General features: G+C 72.2%; 14 protein-coding genes and 1 pseudogene. 9 read left to right on the plus strand and 6 right to left on the minus strand.

Features of this window, described 5'->3' with window-relative positions; genetic code table 11:
* The first annotated feature begins 520 nt into the window (after positions 1–520).
* The 3 genes from ACWEN0_RS26860 (at position 521) to ACWEN0_RS26870 (ending at position 4,190) form a co-directional block, all read left to right on the plus strand.
* Positions 521–1,285 carry a bestrophin-like domain gene (locus tag ACWEN0_RS26860; protein WP_451979053.1) on the plus strand — a complete coding sequence of 255 codons (765 nt, stop codon included), beginning with the start codon at positions 521–523 and terminating at the stop codon, positions 1,283–1,285.
* Positions 1,282–2,529 (plus strand): DUF6923 family protein, encoded by a 1,248-nt coding sequence (locus ACWEN0_RS26865; RefSeq protein WP_451979056.1) that lies wholly within the window; start codon positions 1,282–1,284, stop codon positions 2,527–2,529. The genes ACWEN0_RS26860 and ACWEN0_RS26865 overlap by 4 nt, the downstream gene beginning before the upstream one ends.
* Before the next feature lie 92 nt (positions 2,530–2,621).
* Positions 2,622–4,190, plus strand: a complete 1,569-nt coding sequence (locus ACWEN0_RS26870) for an esterase-like activity of phytase family protein (protein ID WP_451979059.1) — start codon at positions 2,622–2,624, stop codon at positions 4,188–4,190.
* Here ACWEN0_RS26870 and ACWEN0_RS26875 read toward each other — a convergent pair.
* Complete coding sequence (locus ACWEN0_RS26875) at positions 4,187–5,203, minus strand: autoinducer 2 ABC transporter substrate-binding protein (protein WP_451979062.1); 1,017 nt, start codon at positions 5,201–5,203, stop codon at positions 4,187–4,189. The genes ACWEN0_RS26870 and ACWEN0_RS26875 overlap by 4 nt on opposite strands.
* 180 nt (positions 5,204–5,383) lie before the next feature.
* Here ACWEN0_RS26875 and ACWEN0_RS26880 point away from each other — a divergent pair, with 180 nt between their 5' ends.
* The 3 genes from ACWEN0_RS26880 to ACWEN0_RS26890 all read left to right on the plus strand — a co-directional run bounded on the left by ACWEN0_RS26880 (position 5,384) and on the right by ACWEN0_RS26890 (position 6,880).
* Positions 5,384–5,764 (plus strand): DUF6153 family protein, encoded by a 381-nt coding sequence (locus tag ACWEN0_RS26880; protein WP_451979065.1) that lies wholly within the window; start codon positions 5,384–5,386, stop codon positions 5,762–5,764.
* Between the two features lie 50 nt (positions 5,765–5,814).
* Entirely contained in the window at positions 5,815–6,336 is a 522-nt protein-coding gene (locus tag ACWEN0_RS26885) for a DUF305 domain-containing protein (RefSeq protein WP_451979068.1), read from the plus strand.
* 91 nt (positions 6,337–6,427) lie between these two features.
* The gene (locus ACWEN0_RS26890; protein ID WP_451979071.1) at positions 6,428–6,880 is read left to right on the plus strand and encodes a DUF4396 domain-containing protein; all 453 of its coding nucleotides are present in this window, start codon (positions 6,428–6,430) and stop codon (positions 6,878–6,880) included.
* Positions 6,881–6,909: 29 nt separating this feature from the next.
* Here ACWEN0_RS26890 and ACWEN0_RS26895 read toward each other — a convergent pair whose 3' ends face one another.
* The 5 genes and pseudogenes from ACWEN0_RS26895 to ACWEN0_RS26915 form a co-directional block, all read right to left on the minus strand.
* A complete protein-coding gene (locus ACWEN0_RS26895; RefSeq protein ID WP_451979807.1) occupies positions 6,910–8,145 on the minus strand; it encodes a glycoside hydrolase family 88 protein in 1,236 nt (411 codons plus the stop codon).
* A 103-nt stretch (positions 8,146–8,248) separates the two neighbouring features.
* Positions 8,249–8,386: a BBE domain-containing protein gene (locus ACWEN0_RS26900; RefSeq protein ID WP_451979810.1), complete on the minus strand. Its 138-nt coding sequence runs from the start codon at positions 8,384–8,386 to the stop codon at positions 8,249–8,251.
* A 791-nt stretch (positions 8,387–9,177) separates the two neighbouring features.
* A pseudogene (locus ACWEN0_RS26905) lies at positions 9,178–9,636 on the minus strand (FAD-binding oxidoreductase); the annotation flags it as partial.
* A 173-nt stretch (positions 9,637–9,809) separates the two neighbouring features.
* A complete protein-coding gene (locus tag ACWEN0_RS26910) occupies positions 9,810–11,030 on the minus strand; it encodes a hypothetical protein (protein WP_451979074.1) in 1,221 nt (406 codons plus the stop codon).
* Positions 11,031–11,117: 87 nt separating this feature from the next.
* Complete coding sequence (locus ACWEN0_RS26915) at positions 11,118–14,051, minus strand: BTAD domain-containing putative transcriptional regulator (RefSeq protein WP_451979076.1); 2,934 nt, start codon at positions 14,049–14,051, stop codon at positions 11,118–11,120.
* Between the two features lie 100 nt (positions 14,052–14,151).
* On the opposite strand from ACWEN0_RS26915, the gene ACWEN0_RS26920 reads away from it, so the two are divergent.
* From ACWEN0_RS26920 to ACWEN0_RS26930, 3 genes are read left to right on the plus strand one after another with little or no spacing between them, the layout of a single operon-like run.
* Positions 14,152–14,808, plus strand: a complete 657-nt coding sequence (locus ACWEN0_RS26920) for a hypothetical protein (protein ID WP_451979079.1) — start codon at positions 14,152–14,154, stop codon at positions 14,806–14,808.
* Between the two features lie 32 nt (positions 14,809–14,840).
* Positions 14,841–16,412, plus strand: coding sequence for an alkaline phosphatase D family protein (locus ACWEN0_RS26925; protein WP_451979082.1), 1,572 nt, complete (start codon positions 14,841–14,843; stop codon positions 16,410–16,412).
* A gap of 23 nt (positions 16,413–16,435) precedes the next feature.
* Positions 16,436–17,062, plus strand: a complete 627-nt coding sequence (locus ACWEN0_RS26930) for a TetR family transcriptional regulator (protein ID WP_451979085.1) — start codon at positions 16,436–16,438, stop codon at positions 17,060–17,062.
* Positions 17,063–17,125 lie beyond the last annotated feature (63 nt).

Consider the following 17,125-nt stretch of genomic DNA (forward strand, 5'->3'; position numbering starts at 1 on the left):
GAGGAGATCCCTTGCATCTGCGGGACCGACTTCGTTGTCGTGGCCAGCGTCCGGGCCGCGGCCCGGCCCAGGCTCAACGGCGCCTGCTCGGTCTCGGTCTCCACCGGGTCGGTGACAGTCACAGCGAGAACCACCCAATCAATTCGGAAGCCGGGATTGCCCAAGGCAACGAAGAATCAACATAGCAACGGCGCCCGGGCCCACAATGACACGATCGTGTCAGGAAGATAAGTAACAGCCCATTTCGGGCGCGTTCTCCTGGACGCTCGACCGCTGGCGGTCACCGGGGGTTCCCGGCCGTCACCCGGTCGAGAAGATTCGCTTCTCGTAAGGGGAAATCCGGCCGTCGCGGGACGGGAACAGACGGCCCCCGCCTGCGGTGAACTGCGCCGAATCGGCGATAATCGCGGCCCGGGTGAGGCCACCCGGATGAATCGAACAATTCCCGGTTGTCCGCCCGGAAATGGGTGGCTAACTTGAGCGTTCCGGCGGTCCTGCGCCGGGTGCGGAAAGGACGTGGATGAACATCTTCGTGGCCGGCGGGCTGTGGGTGGCCGGCGCGGCCGTCGTCGCGGGCGTGATCGCCTACCTGGTCCGGCGGTTCGGCTGGGACGAGGGCCGCCCCGACAACAACGACGCGGCGGGCCAGGTGTTCACCATCGTCGGCGGGCTGCACGCGGTGCTCGTCGCGTTCGTGCTCATCTCGCTGTTCGACTCCGTCGGCTCGGCGACCCAGGACGCGCAGACCGAGGCCGACAGCCTGGTCGCGGCCACCTGGGCGGCCGACGCGCTGCCGGGCGACACGAAGGACCGGGTGCACCAGCTGGCCGTCGCCTACGCGCAGACCGTCGAGCAGCAGGAGTGGCCGCGCCTGACCGACGGCGGGGAGATCCCCGCCACCGGCTGGACCGAGCTCGACCAGATGCGCCAGGCCGTCGCGGCCGTCGACGTCGACGGTGACTGGCTGGTCGACCGCAAGACCGAGGCCAGCAACCAGCTCTGGTCGGTCTACCAGGCGCGCACCCAGCGGCTGAACAACGCGGGCGGCGGCGGGGTCGGCGCGGTCGTCTGGTTCGCGCTCATCCTCGGCAGCGTGATCACGGCGATCCTGCTGCCGAACCTGTTCGGCGGCACGCGGCTCGCCGCGCACATCATCATCGTCTCCACCCTGGCCGGCACGATCACGTTGCTGCTGTTCGCGATCTACCAGCTGCAGAACCCGTTCAGCGGCGGGGCGAAGATCCCGTCGGAGGCGTTCACCAGCGCGCTCGAAAGGCTGGCTTGACCGGCTCGCGGGCCCGCTGGGCGGCGATGCTCGGCGTGGCCGCGGCCGTCTCGGCGCTGCTGGCGGCGACGGGCTGGCTCGCGCCCGCGTCGTCGACGCGCCCGGCGGCCCAGGACCCGGACGCCTGCACGATCCTGCAGGCGCAGAACGAACGCGACGGCGCGCCGACGACGCTCCGGCTCCTGTCGTTGCCCGGCGGCGCCACGAAACGCCTGACGCAGGCCGGGTACTGGATCAACGCGATGGGGTACTCCGCGGCGCAGGACGTCGTGTACGGCGTCGCCGACGGCACCCGCAGCGGCCGCTACGACCACGGCGCGCACGCGGTGCGGATCGACGCCTCGGGCGCGGTGACCGACCTCGGCGTGATCGGCCGGGCGGGCGCGCCGCGTCCGGTGTGGAGCCTGGTCACCGGCGCCACGGCCGGCGCGATCGCCGGGAACCGCTGGTACGTGCGGCAGAACAGCGATCTGTACACAGTGGACGTCGACCCGGTGTCGGACGGCTACCTGCGGGTGGTGCACCGGACGGCCCTCCGGCCGGTGACGCTCGCGGCGGGCGTGGACGACTTCGCGTACGACCCGTCGGACGGGCTGCTGTACGGCGTGTCGACGACCACCCGGGGCCACGGCGCGGTCGTCACGCTCGATCCGGCGACCGGGAAGGTCGCCGTGGTGCCCGGGCTGTCGTTCCCGCCCGGCGGCGCGTACGGGTCGGTGGTGCTCGGGCCGGGAGCCGTCTACGCCACGGCCAACCGGGACGGCCACCGGAGCGTCACGTACCGGCTGCCGCGCGACGGCTCGGGTGCCGCGGTCGAGGTCGCGACCGGGCCCGCGCTGGTGAGCGGGGACGCCGCCGGGTGCCTCGCCGAGGCACCGCCGCCGCCGTCCACCACTTCGGCGTCGCCGACCCCCACGCCGACCCCGACCCCGACGACCACCCCGCCGCCTGAGCCGCCCCCGCCGTCCCAGCCACCACCGGTGGAGCAGCCGGCCGCGGTGACGCCCACGCCGACCCTGACCCCGACCCCGACCCCCGCACCCACCCCGGCCCCGACGCCGGGCGCGCGGGCGGCACCGCCGCCGAAGACGTCGGCACCACACGCGCGGCCGACCAAGCAAGCCGAGCCGGTCGTGCGGGACACCGCTGCACGGACCGAGGAGAAACGCCGGTGGGGGGTGACGGCGCTGATCCTGGTGCTGGGCGGCGGCGCGGCGGCCGGCCACGTCCGCCGGCACCGTTAACGCCCCGGTCTTCTCGAAGACGGCCGACGTCCACTTCGGCCACCCAGACTCCTCCTCCGGTGCGGTCCACGCGCCGGAGGAGGAGAAACGGGATGAAGCGGGTAAGAATCGCCCTGGTCGCCGGGGTGCTGGCAGTGCCGCTCGCGGCCGCGGGCCCGGCCGCCGCGCACGGCCACGGGCCGCGGGCCGGCGACGACCACTACCGCGTGCGGGCCGGGCGGACGCTGACCGGTGGCGTGCTCGGCAACGACCGCTCGGCCACCGCCGTCGTCCGGCACACCGCCGCGGCGCACGGGACCGTGTCGATCGGGGCGGACGGGACGTTCCACTACACGCCCGCACCCGGGTTCACCGGCCGGGACTCCTTCACCTACACCGTTTCCGACGCGGTGAAGCTGTTCCCGACGAACCTCCCGCCGCTGGCCACCCTCGGCGGCGTGCCGATCACGGGCGGCGCGTACGGCTCGGCGCTGACCCCGGTCCCCGGCGAGCGCGACGGGGTCTACGGCCTCACCGACCGCGGCCCCAACGTCGACGCGCCCGACGGCGGCAAGATCGAGCCGCTGCCCGCGTTCACACCCGCGATCGGGAAGTTCCGGCTCCGCGACGGGAAAGCCGTGCTGGAGCGGAAGATCCCGCTGCGCGCGGCCGACGGCACCCCGTACAACGGCCAGGTCAGCCCGCTCGCCGACACCGGCGAGAAGATCGTCGACCTGAACGGCACCGTGCTCCCGAAGTCGGTGAACGGCTACGACTCCGAAGGCCTGGTCGCGCAGAAGGACGGCACCTTCTGGGTGTCCGACGAGTACGGCCCGTTCATCACTCACTTCGGCCGCGACGGCCGCGCGCTCGAACGCCTTTCGCCGTACGACGGCTCGCTGCCCGGCGAGCTCAAGTACCGCGTGCCCAACAAGGGCATGGAAGGCCTCGCGCTCACCCCGGACGGCCGGACGCTCGTCGGCATCATGCAGTCGGCGCTGCAGCAGCCCGACCTCACGAAGAAGCCGGGCAACGTCACGACGCTGCGGATCGTCACCGTCGACCTGCGCACCCGCGCCACCCACGAGTACCTCTACCTGCTCGACGACCCGGACACGACGAGCACCGCGGTCAGCGAGATCACCGCGCTCTCGGCGACACGCTTCCTCGTCGACGAGCGCGACGGCAAGAAGGAACCGGGCGCCTACAAGAAGCTCTTCGAGATCGACCTGACCGGGGCCACCGACGTCGGCCCGCGGGCCGCGGGGTACGACGCCGTCAAGGGCGGCGTGCTCGTCGGCGGCAAGAGCATCGACGCCTACGTCGGCAAGGACACCACGGCCGACGCGACGAAGGCCCTCGCCGCCGCCGGCATCACGCCGGTGTCGAAGAAGCTGTTCCTGGACGTCGGCGCGCTCGTCACGGGCCTCGACCCGAGCGGCGGCTTCTTCGGCCACGACAAGGTCGAGGGCGTCGCGACGACCGACGGCGGCCGGACCGTCGTGCTCAGCAACGACAACGACTTCGGCATCGACGGCATCACCAACGCGGCACCGCCGTACGCGCTGCACGCGAAGACGCTGCCGGACGGGCGCCAGGACGACGGCGAGTACCTCGCGGTCGACACGACGCGGCTCCCGGCGGCGACGAGCACCGCGACGGTGACGATCGACGTGCGCTAGTACTTGAACTGGTCGACGTTGTCGGCGGTGATGAGCAGCGGATCGCCCAGCAGGACGGTCTTCGACGCGGCGTCGTACTTCACCGCCGGCAACTCCAGGCTCACCTTGTTGACCGGGCCCAGCGGCTTGCCGTCCGCGACCTGCTTGGCCGTCCACGCGGTCAGGTAGCCCAGCGACTCGACGTTCCACAGGACCGACTGGGAGCACGAGCCGTCGAGCAGGAACGGCTTGATCGCCTGCGGCGTCCCGACGCCGACGGTGAAGACCTGGCCGATCTTCTGCTCCTCGCGCACGGCCTGCGCGACACCGGGGGCGGACGTCGTGCACTCGCCGACCAGGCCGGTGAGGTCCGGGTGGCGGGCCATCAGCTCCTTGGCCAGGTTCGTCGCGTTCTCCTGGTCTTCGCCCGCGTACACGGTTTCGACGAGCTGGGCCTGCGGGTAGTGCGTCGCCGCGTACGCCTTCTGGACCGAGATCCACGTGTTGAGGTTCGCGGCGGCCGGGCCGCACGAGACGATCGCGTACTTGCCGGTGCCGCCAGTCCGCTTCATCAGGGCGTCGGTGAGCGCGGTGCCGATGCCGTCGGCGCTGGCCTGGTTGACGAACACCTCGCGCTGCGTGCCCGGCGCGTCGGTGTCCGACGTGAGCACGTGGATGCCCTTGCCGCGGGCCTCGGCGATCACCGGCGCGAGCGCGGCCGGGTCGTTGGGGGCGACGACGATGACGTCGACCTTCTTCGCGATCAGCTCACGCAGGATCGTCACCTGCGCGTCCGGGTCGACGGTCTTCGGGCCGGTCGACGACCACTCGACGCCCAGCTGCTTCGCCGCCTCGAGGCCGCCGGTGTCCATCGCCTCGAAGTACGGGATGCCGGCGACCTTGGGCACGAACGCGATCCGGGTCGGCGTCAGCGCGGAAGAGCCGGCCAGCTCGCCCGCGCAGCCGCCGAGCGCGAGCGCCGCGGTCAGCAGCAGCGTCGCGACCAGCCCGAACGTCTTCGTCGGCCCTCGCATCCCCACCCATTCCTCAGGACTGTCGAACGGTCTGCGCACGGTGGAGACCAAGGGGGAAGGTAGGGCCCCGCGTAACTGTGGTCAACGGGATGTGCGCAAAGGGTTACGGAAGCGAGTTCTATCTCGTGGGTTTCTGGCGAGGATTCGCCTGCCCGGCGGTGTCGGCTACGCTGGGCGACGATGACTCGCCATTCCGTGCCCGCGCGCTGGTTGCTGCTGTGCGCGCTCGCGCTCGGGGTGGTGGCGATGCACCACGTGCCCGCCGAGCACGGATCCATGGCCCCGATGCCGGTTTCCGCCGCCGCGCACGAGAGTCCGTCGATGCCGGGGCCTCAGGAGCCCGACCGGCTGTCGCCGCCCGGGCACTCGCCGCTGCACGAGTGCCTGGCCGTGCTGACCGCGGTCGTGGTTCTCCTGCTGGTCACGGTGCTCCTGCGGCGCCGGCCACGGCCGGTCGCGCTCGTCCGGCGGCCGGCGGGCGGGCGCCGGACCGCGCGGCCGCCCCCGACGGCGCCAGCCGGTCGTCTCCTGCTCGCCGCCCACTGCGTGCTGCGGATCTGATCGGCGCGGCTTCGCCGTGCCCATCCGCAGAACTCCAGTGAGGAAGAGAAATGTCCAGGAAGTTCCTGGCGGGCTTCGTGCTGCCCGCCGTCACCGCGCTCGCGTTGTCCGGGTGCGCCACGCAGTCCGACCACAACGACGCCGACGTCACCTTCGCGCAGGCGATGGTCCCGCACCACCGGCAGGCGGTCGAGATGGCGGCACCCGTGCCGCAGCACACGAAGAACCCGCAGGTCATCGCCCTGGCCGACGGGATCGCCAAGGCCCAGCAGCCGGAGATCGACCAGCTGACGGCGTGGCTGAAGCAGTGGGGCGCGCCGGAGCACGGCTCGATGCCGGGCATGGGTTCGATGCCGGGCATGGTCGACACCGGTGACCTCGGCACCCTGCGCGACGCCGCCTACGACCGGAAGTGGCTGACGCTGATGACCGAGCACCACCGCGGCGCGATCGACATGGCCCGCACCGAGCTGGCCCAGGGCGGCAGTGCCGACGCCAAGGCGATGGCCCAGCGGATCGTCGACACCCAGCAGGCCGAGGTGGCCAAGATGACCGCCCTCCTCGCCGCGTGATCCCGGCGTGGTCCCCGGCGAAGCGGCCGGGGACCACGCTGTGGCGCACGAGACACGCGCTTCGGTACCCCTGGGGGGTATAGTCCGATGCATGAGCGAACAGCACGGAGCTTCGTGGGCGACAGCGATCCAGGCGACCCTGCACTGCCTGACCGGCTGTGCGATCGGTGAGATCCTCGGCATGGTCCTCGGCACGGCGTTCGGCCTGCACAACGCGGCCACCGTCGTCCTGTCGATCGTGCTCGCGTTCGTCTTCGGCTACGGCCTGACCATGCGGGGCGTGCTGAAGTCGGGGCTGCCGCTCGCCGCCGCGTTCAAGGTCGCGCTGGCCGCGGACACCGTCTCGATCGCCGTGATGGAGCTGATCGACAACACCGTCGTCGTCGCGATCCCCGGGGCGATGGACGCCGGGCTCGTCAGCTTCCTCTTCTGGCTGGCGCTGGTGCTTTCGCTGGCGATCGCCTTCGTGGTCACCGTGCCGGTGAACAAGTGGATGATCGGGCGCGGCCTCGGCCACGCGAAGGCGCACGCGCACCACCACTGACGGGGAGGTGGCGGCCTCCCCGGAAGGGCTCAGACGCTGGACAGGTCGACCGCGCGGTCGACCTTCCGGCGGTCGAGCACCCGCAGGATGCCTTCCAGCAGGTAGTAGTCGGCGTAGGGGAGCGACACCTCGACGCCGTCCTCGGCCGGCCGGTTGCGGGTGCAGCGCGCGACGCTCGCCTCGGCCCGCGTGGACTTCGTCGTCAGGCAGGTCTGCGAGACCGCTGAAAGGATCCGCAGCGCGCTGTCCCGGTACTGCGCGCGGTGGGTGAGTTCCGCGAGGTCCAGCAGGCCGCACGCCATGATCACGCCGGCCGAGGCGTCCTTGACGTCGTTCGGGGCCTGCGGGGCCAGGTAGTCCCACACCGGCACGTGGTCGGACGTGAGGTGCGACAACGCGAAGTCCGCCAGGCGCTTGGCCGTGGTCAGGAACGACTGGTCGCCGCTGCGCCGGTAGATCGTCGTGAAGCCGTAGACGCCCCACGCCTGTCCGCGCGACCAGCACGACGTCGGGCTGTAGCCCTGCACCGTGCCGGGCCCGATCGGCGCGCCGGTGACCGGGTCGAAGTCGAAGACGTGCGGGGTCGAACCGTCCGGGCGGACGAAGTTGGCCTGCGCGGTTTTCGCGTGTGCCACGGCGATTTCGAGGTACTTCGGGTCACCGGTCTGCTTGCTCGCGAAGGCCAGCAGGTCCAGGTTCATCATCGTGTCCATGATGACGCGGCCCGCGTCCTTCGGGTCGGTCAGCGCGCCCCAGGCGCGGATGAACTTCCCGGCCGGGTTGTAGCGCTTGCTGAGCGACGCCGCGGCCTGCACGGCACCAGCGCGCCACTTGTCGTCCCCGGTGAGCCGCCACGCGGTCACCCAGGACGGGGAGAAGAGGAATCCCAGGTCGTGCGTGCCCGTGTCGTTCTGGCGCGGCGCGAGTTTGTCCGCGGACGCCAGCGCGAGGGTCTTGAATTGTTCTTCCCCGCTGTGCAGCCAGGCCAGCCACAACTGGCCGGGCCAGAATCCGCCGACCCAGTCGCCATTCTGCGAATAGGTCCATTTTTCGAACTTCGTGCCGACCGGAAACGCGGTGACGCCGGGGGCGACCGCGCGCAGCTTCGCCACCGCGTAATCGGCCGCTTGGCGGAGCGTCCGGGTGACGGATGCCTGGTCGGAGGCATCGAGGGAGGCCGCCGAGGCGGCCGGGGAGGTGCTGGCGCCGACCGCCACCGCGGCACCGGCCGCGGTGGTCAGCAGGGTTCTCCGGGTAACGCTCACAGGTGCCCGCCATTCCGTGTGGGGAAATGCTCCAGGTGTCCGAAGTTTTACACAATGGACACGAGGTTGTACAGCGGGCGGGCTATTGTTCACGGTTGTGAATTCATGTTCCGCTGGGCGGGATGTTCGCATTGTGGTGGAACACGTTCCGCGGGTCGTAGGCGGCCTTGACCCGCCGCAACCGCGCGAACTTCCCGGCGCCGTAGGAGGCGCGGACGCGGTCTTCTTCGTACTCCGCCATGAAGTTGACGTACCCGCCGACGTTGCCGGAATGGGGCACGAGCGCCGACCAGAACGCCCGCGTCCACGCCGGTCCGCGGCGTGCAGCTCCGGCGTCGGCGCGACCGTCGCGATGCCGATGACGTAACCCTCTTCGCGGGCCCCGCCGAACGCGGTCGCGTCGTCGGGTACCGCCGTGAACGCGCCTGTCAACGGGAACACTGGCATCAGCGACAGGGGAGAAGTCTTGCCGGGCAGGTGGGTGGCGATGACGTCGAGCACGTCGTCGGAGAGTTCGCCCACGTACGACGACTTTTCGTACGCGAGGAGCCCGCGCGGCGCACCGTCGTCGAGCATCCGCTGAAGCTCGGTGTACGGGATCGGCGTGACGAGTTCGAAGCGCGCGGGCAGCCCGGCCCGGATCCGCGAGACGACCTCGGCGTGCCGGTCCGGCCCGTCGAACCCGGCGACGATCAGCGCGACCCCGGGAGCGCCGTGGTGCTCGGGCGGGACGAACGGCGCCGGCGGCGCGTTCAGCCCGGCGAGCATCGCGCCCGTGCCCGCCGGCAGCGACTCCAGGACGTCGCGGGCGAAGCGCAGGGCCGCGGGTGCTTCGGCGAGGCTCCAGAAGAACATCCCGAGCTCGACCAGCGGCCCGACCGGGTGCAGCCGGAACTCGAACTCCGTGACGACGCCGAAGTTGCCGCCCCCGCCGCGCAGCGCCCAGAACAGGTCCGGGTGCTCGGTTTCCGACGCGCGCAGGACGCGCCCGTCCGCCGTGACGACCTCGGCCGAGAGCAGGTTGTCGACCGAAAGCCCGTGCCGCGCGGTCAGCCAGCCGAAGCCACCGCCGAGGGTGAGCCCGCCGACGCCGGTGTCGCTGATCGTGCCGCCCGGCGTGGCCAGGCCGTGGTCCTGGGTCGCCGCGTCGAGCTCGGCCCAGGTCGCGCCGCCGCCGACGCGCGCGGTGCGAGCACCGGTGTCGACCTCGATCGTGCGGAGCCCGCCGAGGTCGACGAGCAGGGCGCCGTCGGCCACGGCCGCACCACCGAAGTTGTGCCCGCCGCCGCGGACGGTGACGTCCAGGCCGGTTTCGCGGGCGTGGGCCAGGGCGGCCGCGACGTCGTCGGGGCCGGCGACGCGCACGACCAGCGCCGGCCGCCGGTCGATCTCCCCGTTCCAGACCTGGCGCGCGTCGTCGTAGCCGTCGTCGCCTTCGGCCAGCACGGTGCCCCGGACGCGCCGGCGGAAGGTGTCGCTGAACGTCGTCATCGGCCCAGTTTCACCGGGTGCCGCGCTGATCGGCGGGGACGGCCGCGCGGCCTTCGGGGCAGGACCGGCCGCGCGAACGGGCGAAGGCCCGGCGCGGACGCCGGGCCTTCGCTTCTATCGCGGGGGTGAGGGCAGTCAACCACGCGACGCTCGGGGCTCCCTGGAGCCGCGGTTCAGCAGTGGGGCGCGACCGGGAGGTCGGAGCCCGTCTGCAGGTAGGTGTCGGACACGTAGTTGCCCGGGCCGATCCGGTCCCAGATGTTGCCGGTGCCGAACTTGCCGGTGACCGTGTCGCCCTCGACGTAGCACTCGATGTTCACCTTGGCGTAGTTCGCCGCGAGACCCTTCACGGCGGCCGAAGTGCTGGCGCCGGCCCGGACGTTCATCGGGTCGCCCGCGGTGCTGACGACGCCGGTCGGGCCGGAGCCGGTCCACAGGTAGGTGACGTTCACGTTGCCGTTGTCGGACATGCCGAGGCCGTCCCAGAAGACGCCGTCGGCGAGGTCGATGCCCGCCGGGTTGCCGACCTTGTAGCCGAGGTCGTCCTTACCGCCGTTGTAGCCGTTGTGGTAGGCGGCGTACGCCTCGGGCGTGCCCTGCGCCAGGTCCTTGTACTCGGCTCGCACGGAGGACGGGTTCCAGTAGTCGTCCTTGGTGTTCCACGGGCCGACGTCCCACACCGGCGCGTACTCGCAGCGGCTGTTGTCGGTCTTGCAGACGCGGACGCTGTAGTTCCCGGTGCCCTTCGGTGCCAGGCCGCGCCCGGACGGCAGCGCCACGAAGTGGTCGCGGCTGGTGATGACGTGGCCGTTGGCGGTCGTCCCGCCGGGCAGGCCTTCGCGGGTGGCGTAGATCTTGTAGGTCAGCGCGGCCGTGGCGGCGAGCGCGTTCACCTGCGGCACGCTGTCGGCGCTCAGCGCCAGGCCCGTGACGGCCGGGCGGACGCCGTCGGTGTCGCTGCGCAGGCTGATCCGCGCCTGCACGGCGCTGACGGAGGTCTTGAACGCGGTCCCGGCGGGCGTCCACTCGGTCCAGTCGTTCACCCCGGTGCGACCCCGGACGTCGACCTCGACGGTGGTGCCCTTCGGGGTGTCGGCGGAAAGCTGCGCGCTGACGCGGTTCGCCGCGGAGCCGAGCGCGTGCTCGGCGGTGATGAAGCTGCCTTCGCTGCCGGCGAAGACCTGCGCGGTTCTGTGCCACGCGGCGTCGGCCAGGGTCAGGGTTCCGCCCGCGCCGGTGACGTTGACGTCGTCGTAGTCCACAGTGGACAGTTTCTCGGTCCAGCTCGCGCCGTTCGCGGTCGCGGCCTGGGCGGGGGCTCCGGCCAGCGCCGTCACCGCCCCCGCGGCCAGAACCGCCGCGGTCACGCGGCCGGCCATCGTGATCCGGATCATCCCCGGTTCTCCTCTCGCACCTGTTCACTCGAACGTGGCGAAAGACTGCCGGGGTGGCGTACATGATCCGTACAAGCAGGTTGTGCGTCAGGCCGAGACGATGTGCGGCGCCTCCCGGACGGGCTCCACCGGCTCCGGCGGCCGCGTCGAAAGCTCCCGCCAGATCGCCAGCGCGCGCTCGGAGTAGTCCCGGGACCGCTCCGGCTGCGAAAGCGCCCGGTGCAGTTCCCCGAGCAACTGCGAAACCTCGGCCTCCGACCGCCGGTCGCCGTTGCGGCGGTGCACCGACAGCGAGTTCACCAGCAACAGCTGCGCGTGCGCGAAATCGCCGCTGTGCAGGCACAGCTCGCCGAGGTTCTGGTTCGCGTACCCGACGCAGTGGTCGTCGCCCAGCTCGGTGAAGATCGCGATCGCGCGGTCGACGTGCTCGCGGGCCGCCGCCAGGTTGCCCTGGTGCTGGAACAGCAGGCCCAGCCGTTTGAACGCGTGCGCCTCGCGGTGGCGGTCGCCGATCGCCGCCGACAGCTCCAGGGCGTCGGTGAACCAGCGCTTCGCCGCCGCGTAGCAGCCTCGCGACATCCAGACCGCGCCCGCGCCCAGCCGGGCCACGGCCTCGCCGTGCGGGTCGCCTTCCTCCGCGAACAGCTTCAGCGCCTCGTGGCAGTGGTCGAGCGCGGGGCCGTCCTCGCCGTCGATGCGCAGGATCGTGGCCAGCCCGGTCAGCGCGATCGCCACGCCCTGGGCGTCGCCGACCTGCTCGAACAGCGCCTTCGACTCCTCGAACGCCACCCGCGACCCGGCGTACTCGTCCTGGTAGAGCAGGTACTGGCCGAGGTTGCGCTGCACGATCGCCTCGGCGCGCAGCGAGCCCGTCCGGCGGGCTGCGGCCAGGGCGATCGTGTGGGTGCTGTGCCAGTCGTCCTGGTGCCCGCGCAGGTCGAAGTACGGCGTCAACGCCGACGCCAGCTGCCAGGCCAGGTCGTCGAAGCCGTGCTCGGCGGCCAGCGAGACCGCCGCGACGCTCGTGTGCCGCTCGGCGGCGAACCACGCGGCCGGGTCGGCGGGCACGACGTCGGCGGGCACGGCCGGGCGCGGCAGCTCCTCGTCGGAGTACATGCCGAAGAAGTGCAACGGCATCCGGCGCGCGGCTTCCAGCGCCAGCGCGAGATAGCCGGAGAGAACGCGGTGAAGCGCGGCACGCGTCTTCGCCGCGTCACTCTGCTCCGCCAGCTCCACCGCGTACACGCGCAGAAGGTCGTGAAGCCGGTACCGCGGCTGCCCGGCCGAGTCGGAGCCGACGAGCTCGACCAGGTGCCCGTCGACCAGGACGTCGAGGACGTCTTCGGCGTCGCGGCGGCCCAGCACCGCCGCCACCGCCCACGCCGGGAACTGCACCGGCCCGAGCAGCCCGAGCCCGCGGAACGCCGTCGCGGCCGACATCGGCAGCAGGTCGTAGGACAGCGTCACGCTCGCGCGCACGGCGAGGTCGCCGACCCGCAGCTCGTCGAGCCGCCGGTGTTCGTCGCGCAGCCGGTCGGCCAGCAGGCGCAGCGTCCAGCCCGGCCGGTGCGTCAGCTTCGCGCCGGCCACCCGGATCGCCAGCGGCAGGTGCCCGCACTGGCGCAGGATCGCCGCGGCGCTCTCCGGCTCGGCGGCCACTCGCTCGGCGCCGACGATGCCCTGCAGCAGCCGCGCGGCCTCGGCTTCGGGCAGCAGGTCGACGTCGACGGCCGTCGCCCCGGCGAGCCCGGGCAGCCGGATCCGGCTGGTGACCAGCACCGCGCACGCGCCCGCGCCGGGCAGCAGCGGCCGCACCTGGGCGGCGCTCCCGGCGTCGTCGAGCACGACGCACATCCGCCGCCCGGCCAGCCGGGACCGCAGCAGCGCCGAGCGTTCGGCCGGTTCGCGCGGCAGGCCCGCGTCCGGGATGCCCAATGCGCGCAGCAGTTCGGCGAGCACGCCCATCGGCGCCCGCGGCGACGACGACGTGCCGGCGAGGTCGACGTGCAGCTGGCCGTCGGGGAAGGCGTCGCGGACGGCGTGCGCGACCCGGACGGCGACCGCCGACTTGCCGACGCCGGGCGCGCCGGACAGCACGATCACGGCGGGCGCGCCGGACTCCGCGCGCTCGCGCATCAGGGCGACGACCTCGCGGATCACGTCGTCGCGGCCGGTGAAGTCCGGCAGGTCGAGCGGCAGCTGGCAGACCGGGACGACGTCGGCGGGGCGCGCGGCGAGCACGCTCTCCGGCACCAGCGTCGCGCGCAGTTCTCGCAGCCGGGCGCCGGGTTCGGCGCCGAGCTCTTCACGCAGAACGCGTTCCGCGGATTCGTACGCCTCGATGGCGTCGGTGGTCCGGCCCGCGGCCCGGAGCGCGACGATCAGCTGCGCCCAGAGCTCTTCGCGCAGCGGGTGTTCGGTGACCAGGCCGCGCAGCTCGGCGACCGCTTCGCCGCAGCGGCCGAGGTCGATCCGCGCCCGCAGGCGCTGTTCCTGCACGGAAAGCCGGAGCTCGGCCAGCCGGGCGACGGTCGCGCCCCAGCTGTGGTCGTGGGGGAGTCCTTCGAGGACTTCGCCGCGCCACAACGCATCGGCGCGGTCGAGGAGCTTGAGAGCGCTCTCGGCGTCGCCGCGATCGAGCGCTTCCTGCGCTTCCGCGGCCAAGGCCGTGAACGCGACGTGGTCCAGTTCGCCGGGCGCCGCGGTCAGCAGGTAGCCGGAGGCCCGGCTGCTGATCCGCTCGCCGAGGCCGGGGTCGATCTCGGCGAACCGTCTTCGCAGCGAATGGACGTACGTCCGGATGTTGGCCGCGGCCGACCGCGGTGCCGAATCCGGCCACAGCACCTCGACCAGCACGTCCGCGGACACGACGACGTTCGGCTGCAGGGCCAGGGCGGCCAGCAGCAGCCGGGGCTTCGGCCCGCCGAGCGGGAGCACCTGCCCGGCGGCGGTGACCTCCAGCGGACCGAGGACGCGGATCTTAAGCGAGGTGGCCTCAACCTGCCCGATGAGTTCCCCCATGAGCCGGATGCTATGGCCCGTTCGACCGCGGGGATAGATCCATTCGGAGTGTCCGTGCCGTTTGTACGGGACGTGTACGGCCCCGGGTCACGCTCCCGCCATGAATCGTTCGAACCTCCGGCGCATGGCCGGGCTAGGGGTCGTCCTCGCGACGGTGGGCGTGCTGGCGGTCGGCGGCGCGCTCGAGGCATCGGCCGCGTCGACCGGCACCGTCAAGACCGCGGGCGACCCGCTCAACGTCCGACGCGCGCCCACCGCGAGCGCGACGGCCGTCAAGACCGTCGCGAACGGCGCGTCCGTGGCCATCGACTGCCAGGTCACCGGCTCCTCGGTGACCGGGACCTACGGCACGGGCACGTTGTGGGACTACGTGCCCGCACTGGGCGGGTACATCTCGGACACCTACGTCTACACCGGCTCCGACCAGCGGATCGCGCCCGACTGCGGGGTCGGCTCGGGCAGCGGCCAGTGTGCCGACGCGTGCGCGGGCGAAGGGCAGTACCGCTCGTCCGACTCGCACTTCCTGGTCTACGACACGAAGGCCGACGGCTATTCGGCCGTCGTCGCCTACTGGCTCAAGGGCGGCGCGGGCCCGTTCTACGTCTGGAACTCCGGCGGTGAGGGCACGAAGGTCGACAAGGCCGTGACCGTCCCGGCCGGGGGCTGGGTCTTCTACAAGGTCTGCGTCGCGAACTACACCACCGCCAAGCCGGACCTGAAGTCCTGCAGCGACGGCCTCACCGACTTCGCGGCCTGACCGCGTCTCCCCTCCCCGAAAGGCATTCCGACATGGTTCAGGTCAACCGGCGCAAGGTGCTCCTCGGCGGGCTCGCCGCGGTCACCGCCACCGCGGCTTCGGCGGCGCTGCCGTCCTGGGCGAACGCCCGCACGACGGTGGCCGCCCCGGCGATCCACGACCCCTTCCAGCTCGGCGTCGCGTCCGGCGATCCGCTGCCCGACAGCGTGGTGCTGTGGACGAGACTCGCGCCGGCGCCGCTCAACGCCGACGGGTACGGCGGCATGCCGGACGCCACCTACGCGGTCGACTGGGAGATCGCGAACGACGAGGCGTTCACCTCGATCGTGCAGCGCGGCACGGCGAACGCGGTCCGCGCGTCCGCGCACAGCGTCCACATCGAACCGACGGGCCTCGAGCCGGCGCGCGAATACTTCTACCGCTTCAAGAGTTCCGGCTACCTCTCGCCGGTCGGCCGGACGCGCACCGCGCCCGCCGCGGGCGCCGCGGTCAACCAGCTCAAGTACTGCTTCACGTCCTGCCAGCACTGGGAGGAGGGCTACTACCACGCGTACAAGGGCGTCGTGGCCGACGACCCGGACCTGGTGCTGTTCCTCGGCGACTACATCTACGAGAAGAAGTCCGGCCGCGCCGCGCAGGACCGCAACCCGCGCAGCCTCGCCGTCCCCGACGACGCGACCACCCTCGCCCTCTACCGCGCCCGCCACGGCCAGCACAAGACGGACGCCGACCTGCAGGCCGCGCACGCGATCGCGCCCTGGCTGGTGGTCTTCGACGACCACGAGGTCCAGAACAACTGGAACGGCACGACGTCGCCGGCCCCGGCCGCGCGCAAGGCCGCCGGGTTCCAGGCGTTCTACGAGCACACGCCGATCCGCTCCACCGCGAAGCCGAACGGCGCGTCGATCCAGCTGTACCGCCAGTTCGTCTGGGGCAACCTGGCCCGGTTCCACATGCTCGACACGCGCCAGTACCGCAACGCGCAAGTGCCCGACCCCTCCGGCTCGGCGGGCCCGGCCTGCACGGACATGCGCAACACCTCGCGCAGCATCCTCGGCAGCACCGAAGAGGCGTGGCTGCTCAAGCAGTTCGAGTCGCACCCGGCCACCTGGGACTTCCTCGGCCAGCAGGTCTTCTTCGCCACGCGGGACGGCGACGGCGACAGGGCCACCTGCGAGAGCCCGGACTCGTGGCAGGGCTACGAGGCCTCGCGCGACCGGATCGCGAAGGGCTGGGTCGACCGGAAGGTCGCCAACCCGGTCGTCCTCACCGGCGACGTCCACCGGCACTGGGCCGCCGACCTGCGGCTCGACTACTTCGACCACAGCGACCCGCTGATCGGCTCGGAGCTGGTCACGACGTCGGTGACGAGCAACAGCGACGACGCCACCCCGCCCAGCGCGGCCTGGCTCGCCAACAACCCGCACATCAAGTACTGCAAGGGCGAGCGCGGCTACGTCCGCGTCACGACCACGCCGTCGCAGATGCGAGCGGATTTCATGACGACGTCCGACACCAGTGTCTACGACCCGGCGAAAGTGGTGATCAAGAACGATATCAGTTACGTAGTGCAAGCAGGCACGCCTGGCCTGCACAAAGTCTGAGACTGTTCGCTACGCTCAGTGACATGACCGACGAACTGGGCCTGCGGGAGCGCAAGAAGCTCCGCACGCGCGCGGCGATCTCGGCGGCGGCGATCGGGCTCTTCCTCGAGCGCGGGTTCGACGCCGTCGGGGTCGCCGAGGTGGCGAAGGCGGCGGGAGTGTCCAAGCGGACGCTCTTCGCCTACTTCCCCTCCAAGGAGGACCTGGTGCTGCACCGGTTCGCCGACCACGAGACCGGCGCGGCGGACGTCGTCCGCGCGCGCCGGCCCGGGCAGGGCCCGCTGGCCGCGCTGCGGGAGGCGTTCCTGCGGGGGCTCGAGGAACGTTCGCCGGTGACGGGCCTGTGCGACGAGCCCGCGGTGCTCGTGGTGTTCCGGCTGGTCACCGGCACACCGGCGCTGGTCGCGCGGCTGGCGCAGGCCGCCTCCGCGGGGGAGTCGGCGCTGGCCGCCGCGCTCGCCGAGGCCGGGGTCCCGTCGCCCGACGCCGGGCTGGCCGCCGCGCAGATCGCGGCCGTCCGCCGGACGCTGGCCGCGGCGAACATGGCCGCGGTCGCGGCCGGCGTCCCCGCGGCCCGGCGGCACCCGGACGCCGTCGCGGCCGCCGAACGGGCGTTCCACCTGCTGACATCCGGAGCAGGGTTCGCCTGAGCGGTCCGGGCGATGCGGGATTCATGGTCCGGACCATGACGAATGCACGTTTTTCGCGGGCCC

This window comes from Amycolatopsis sp. NPDC004378, assembly GCF_053602455.1.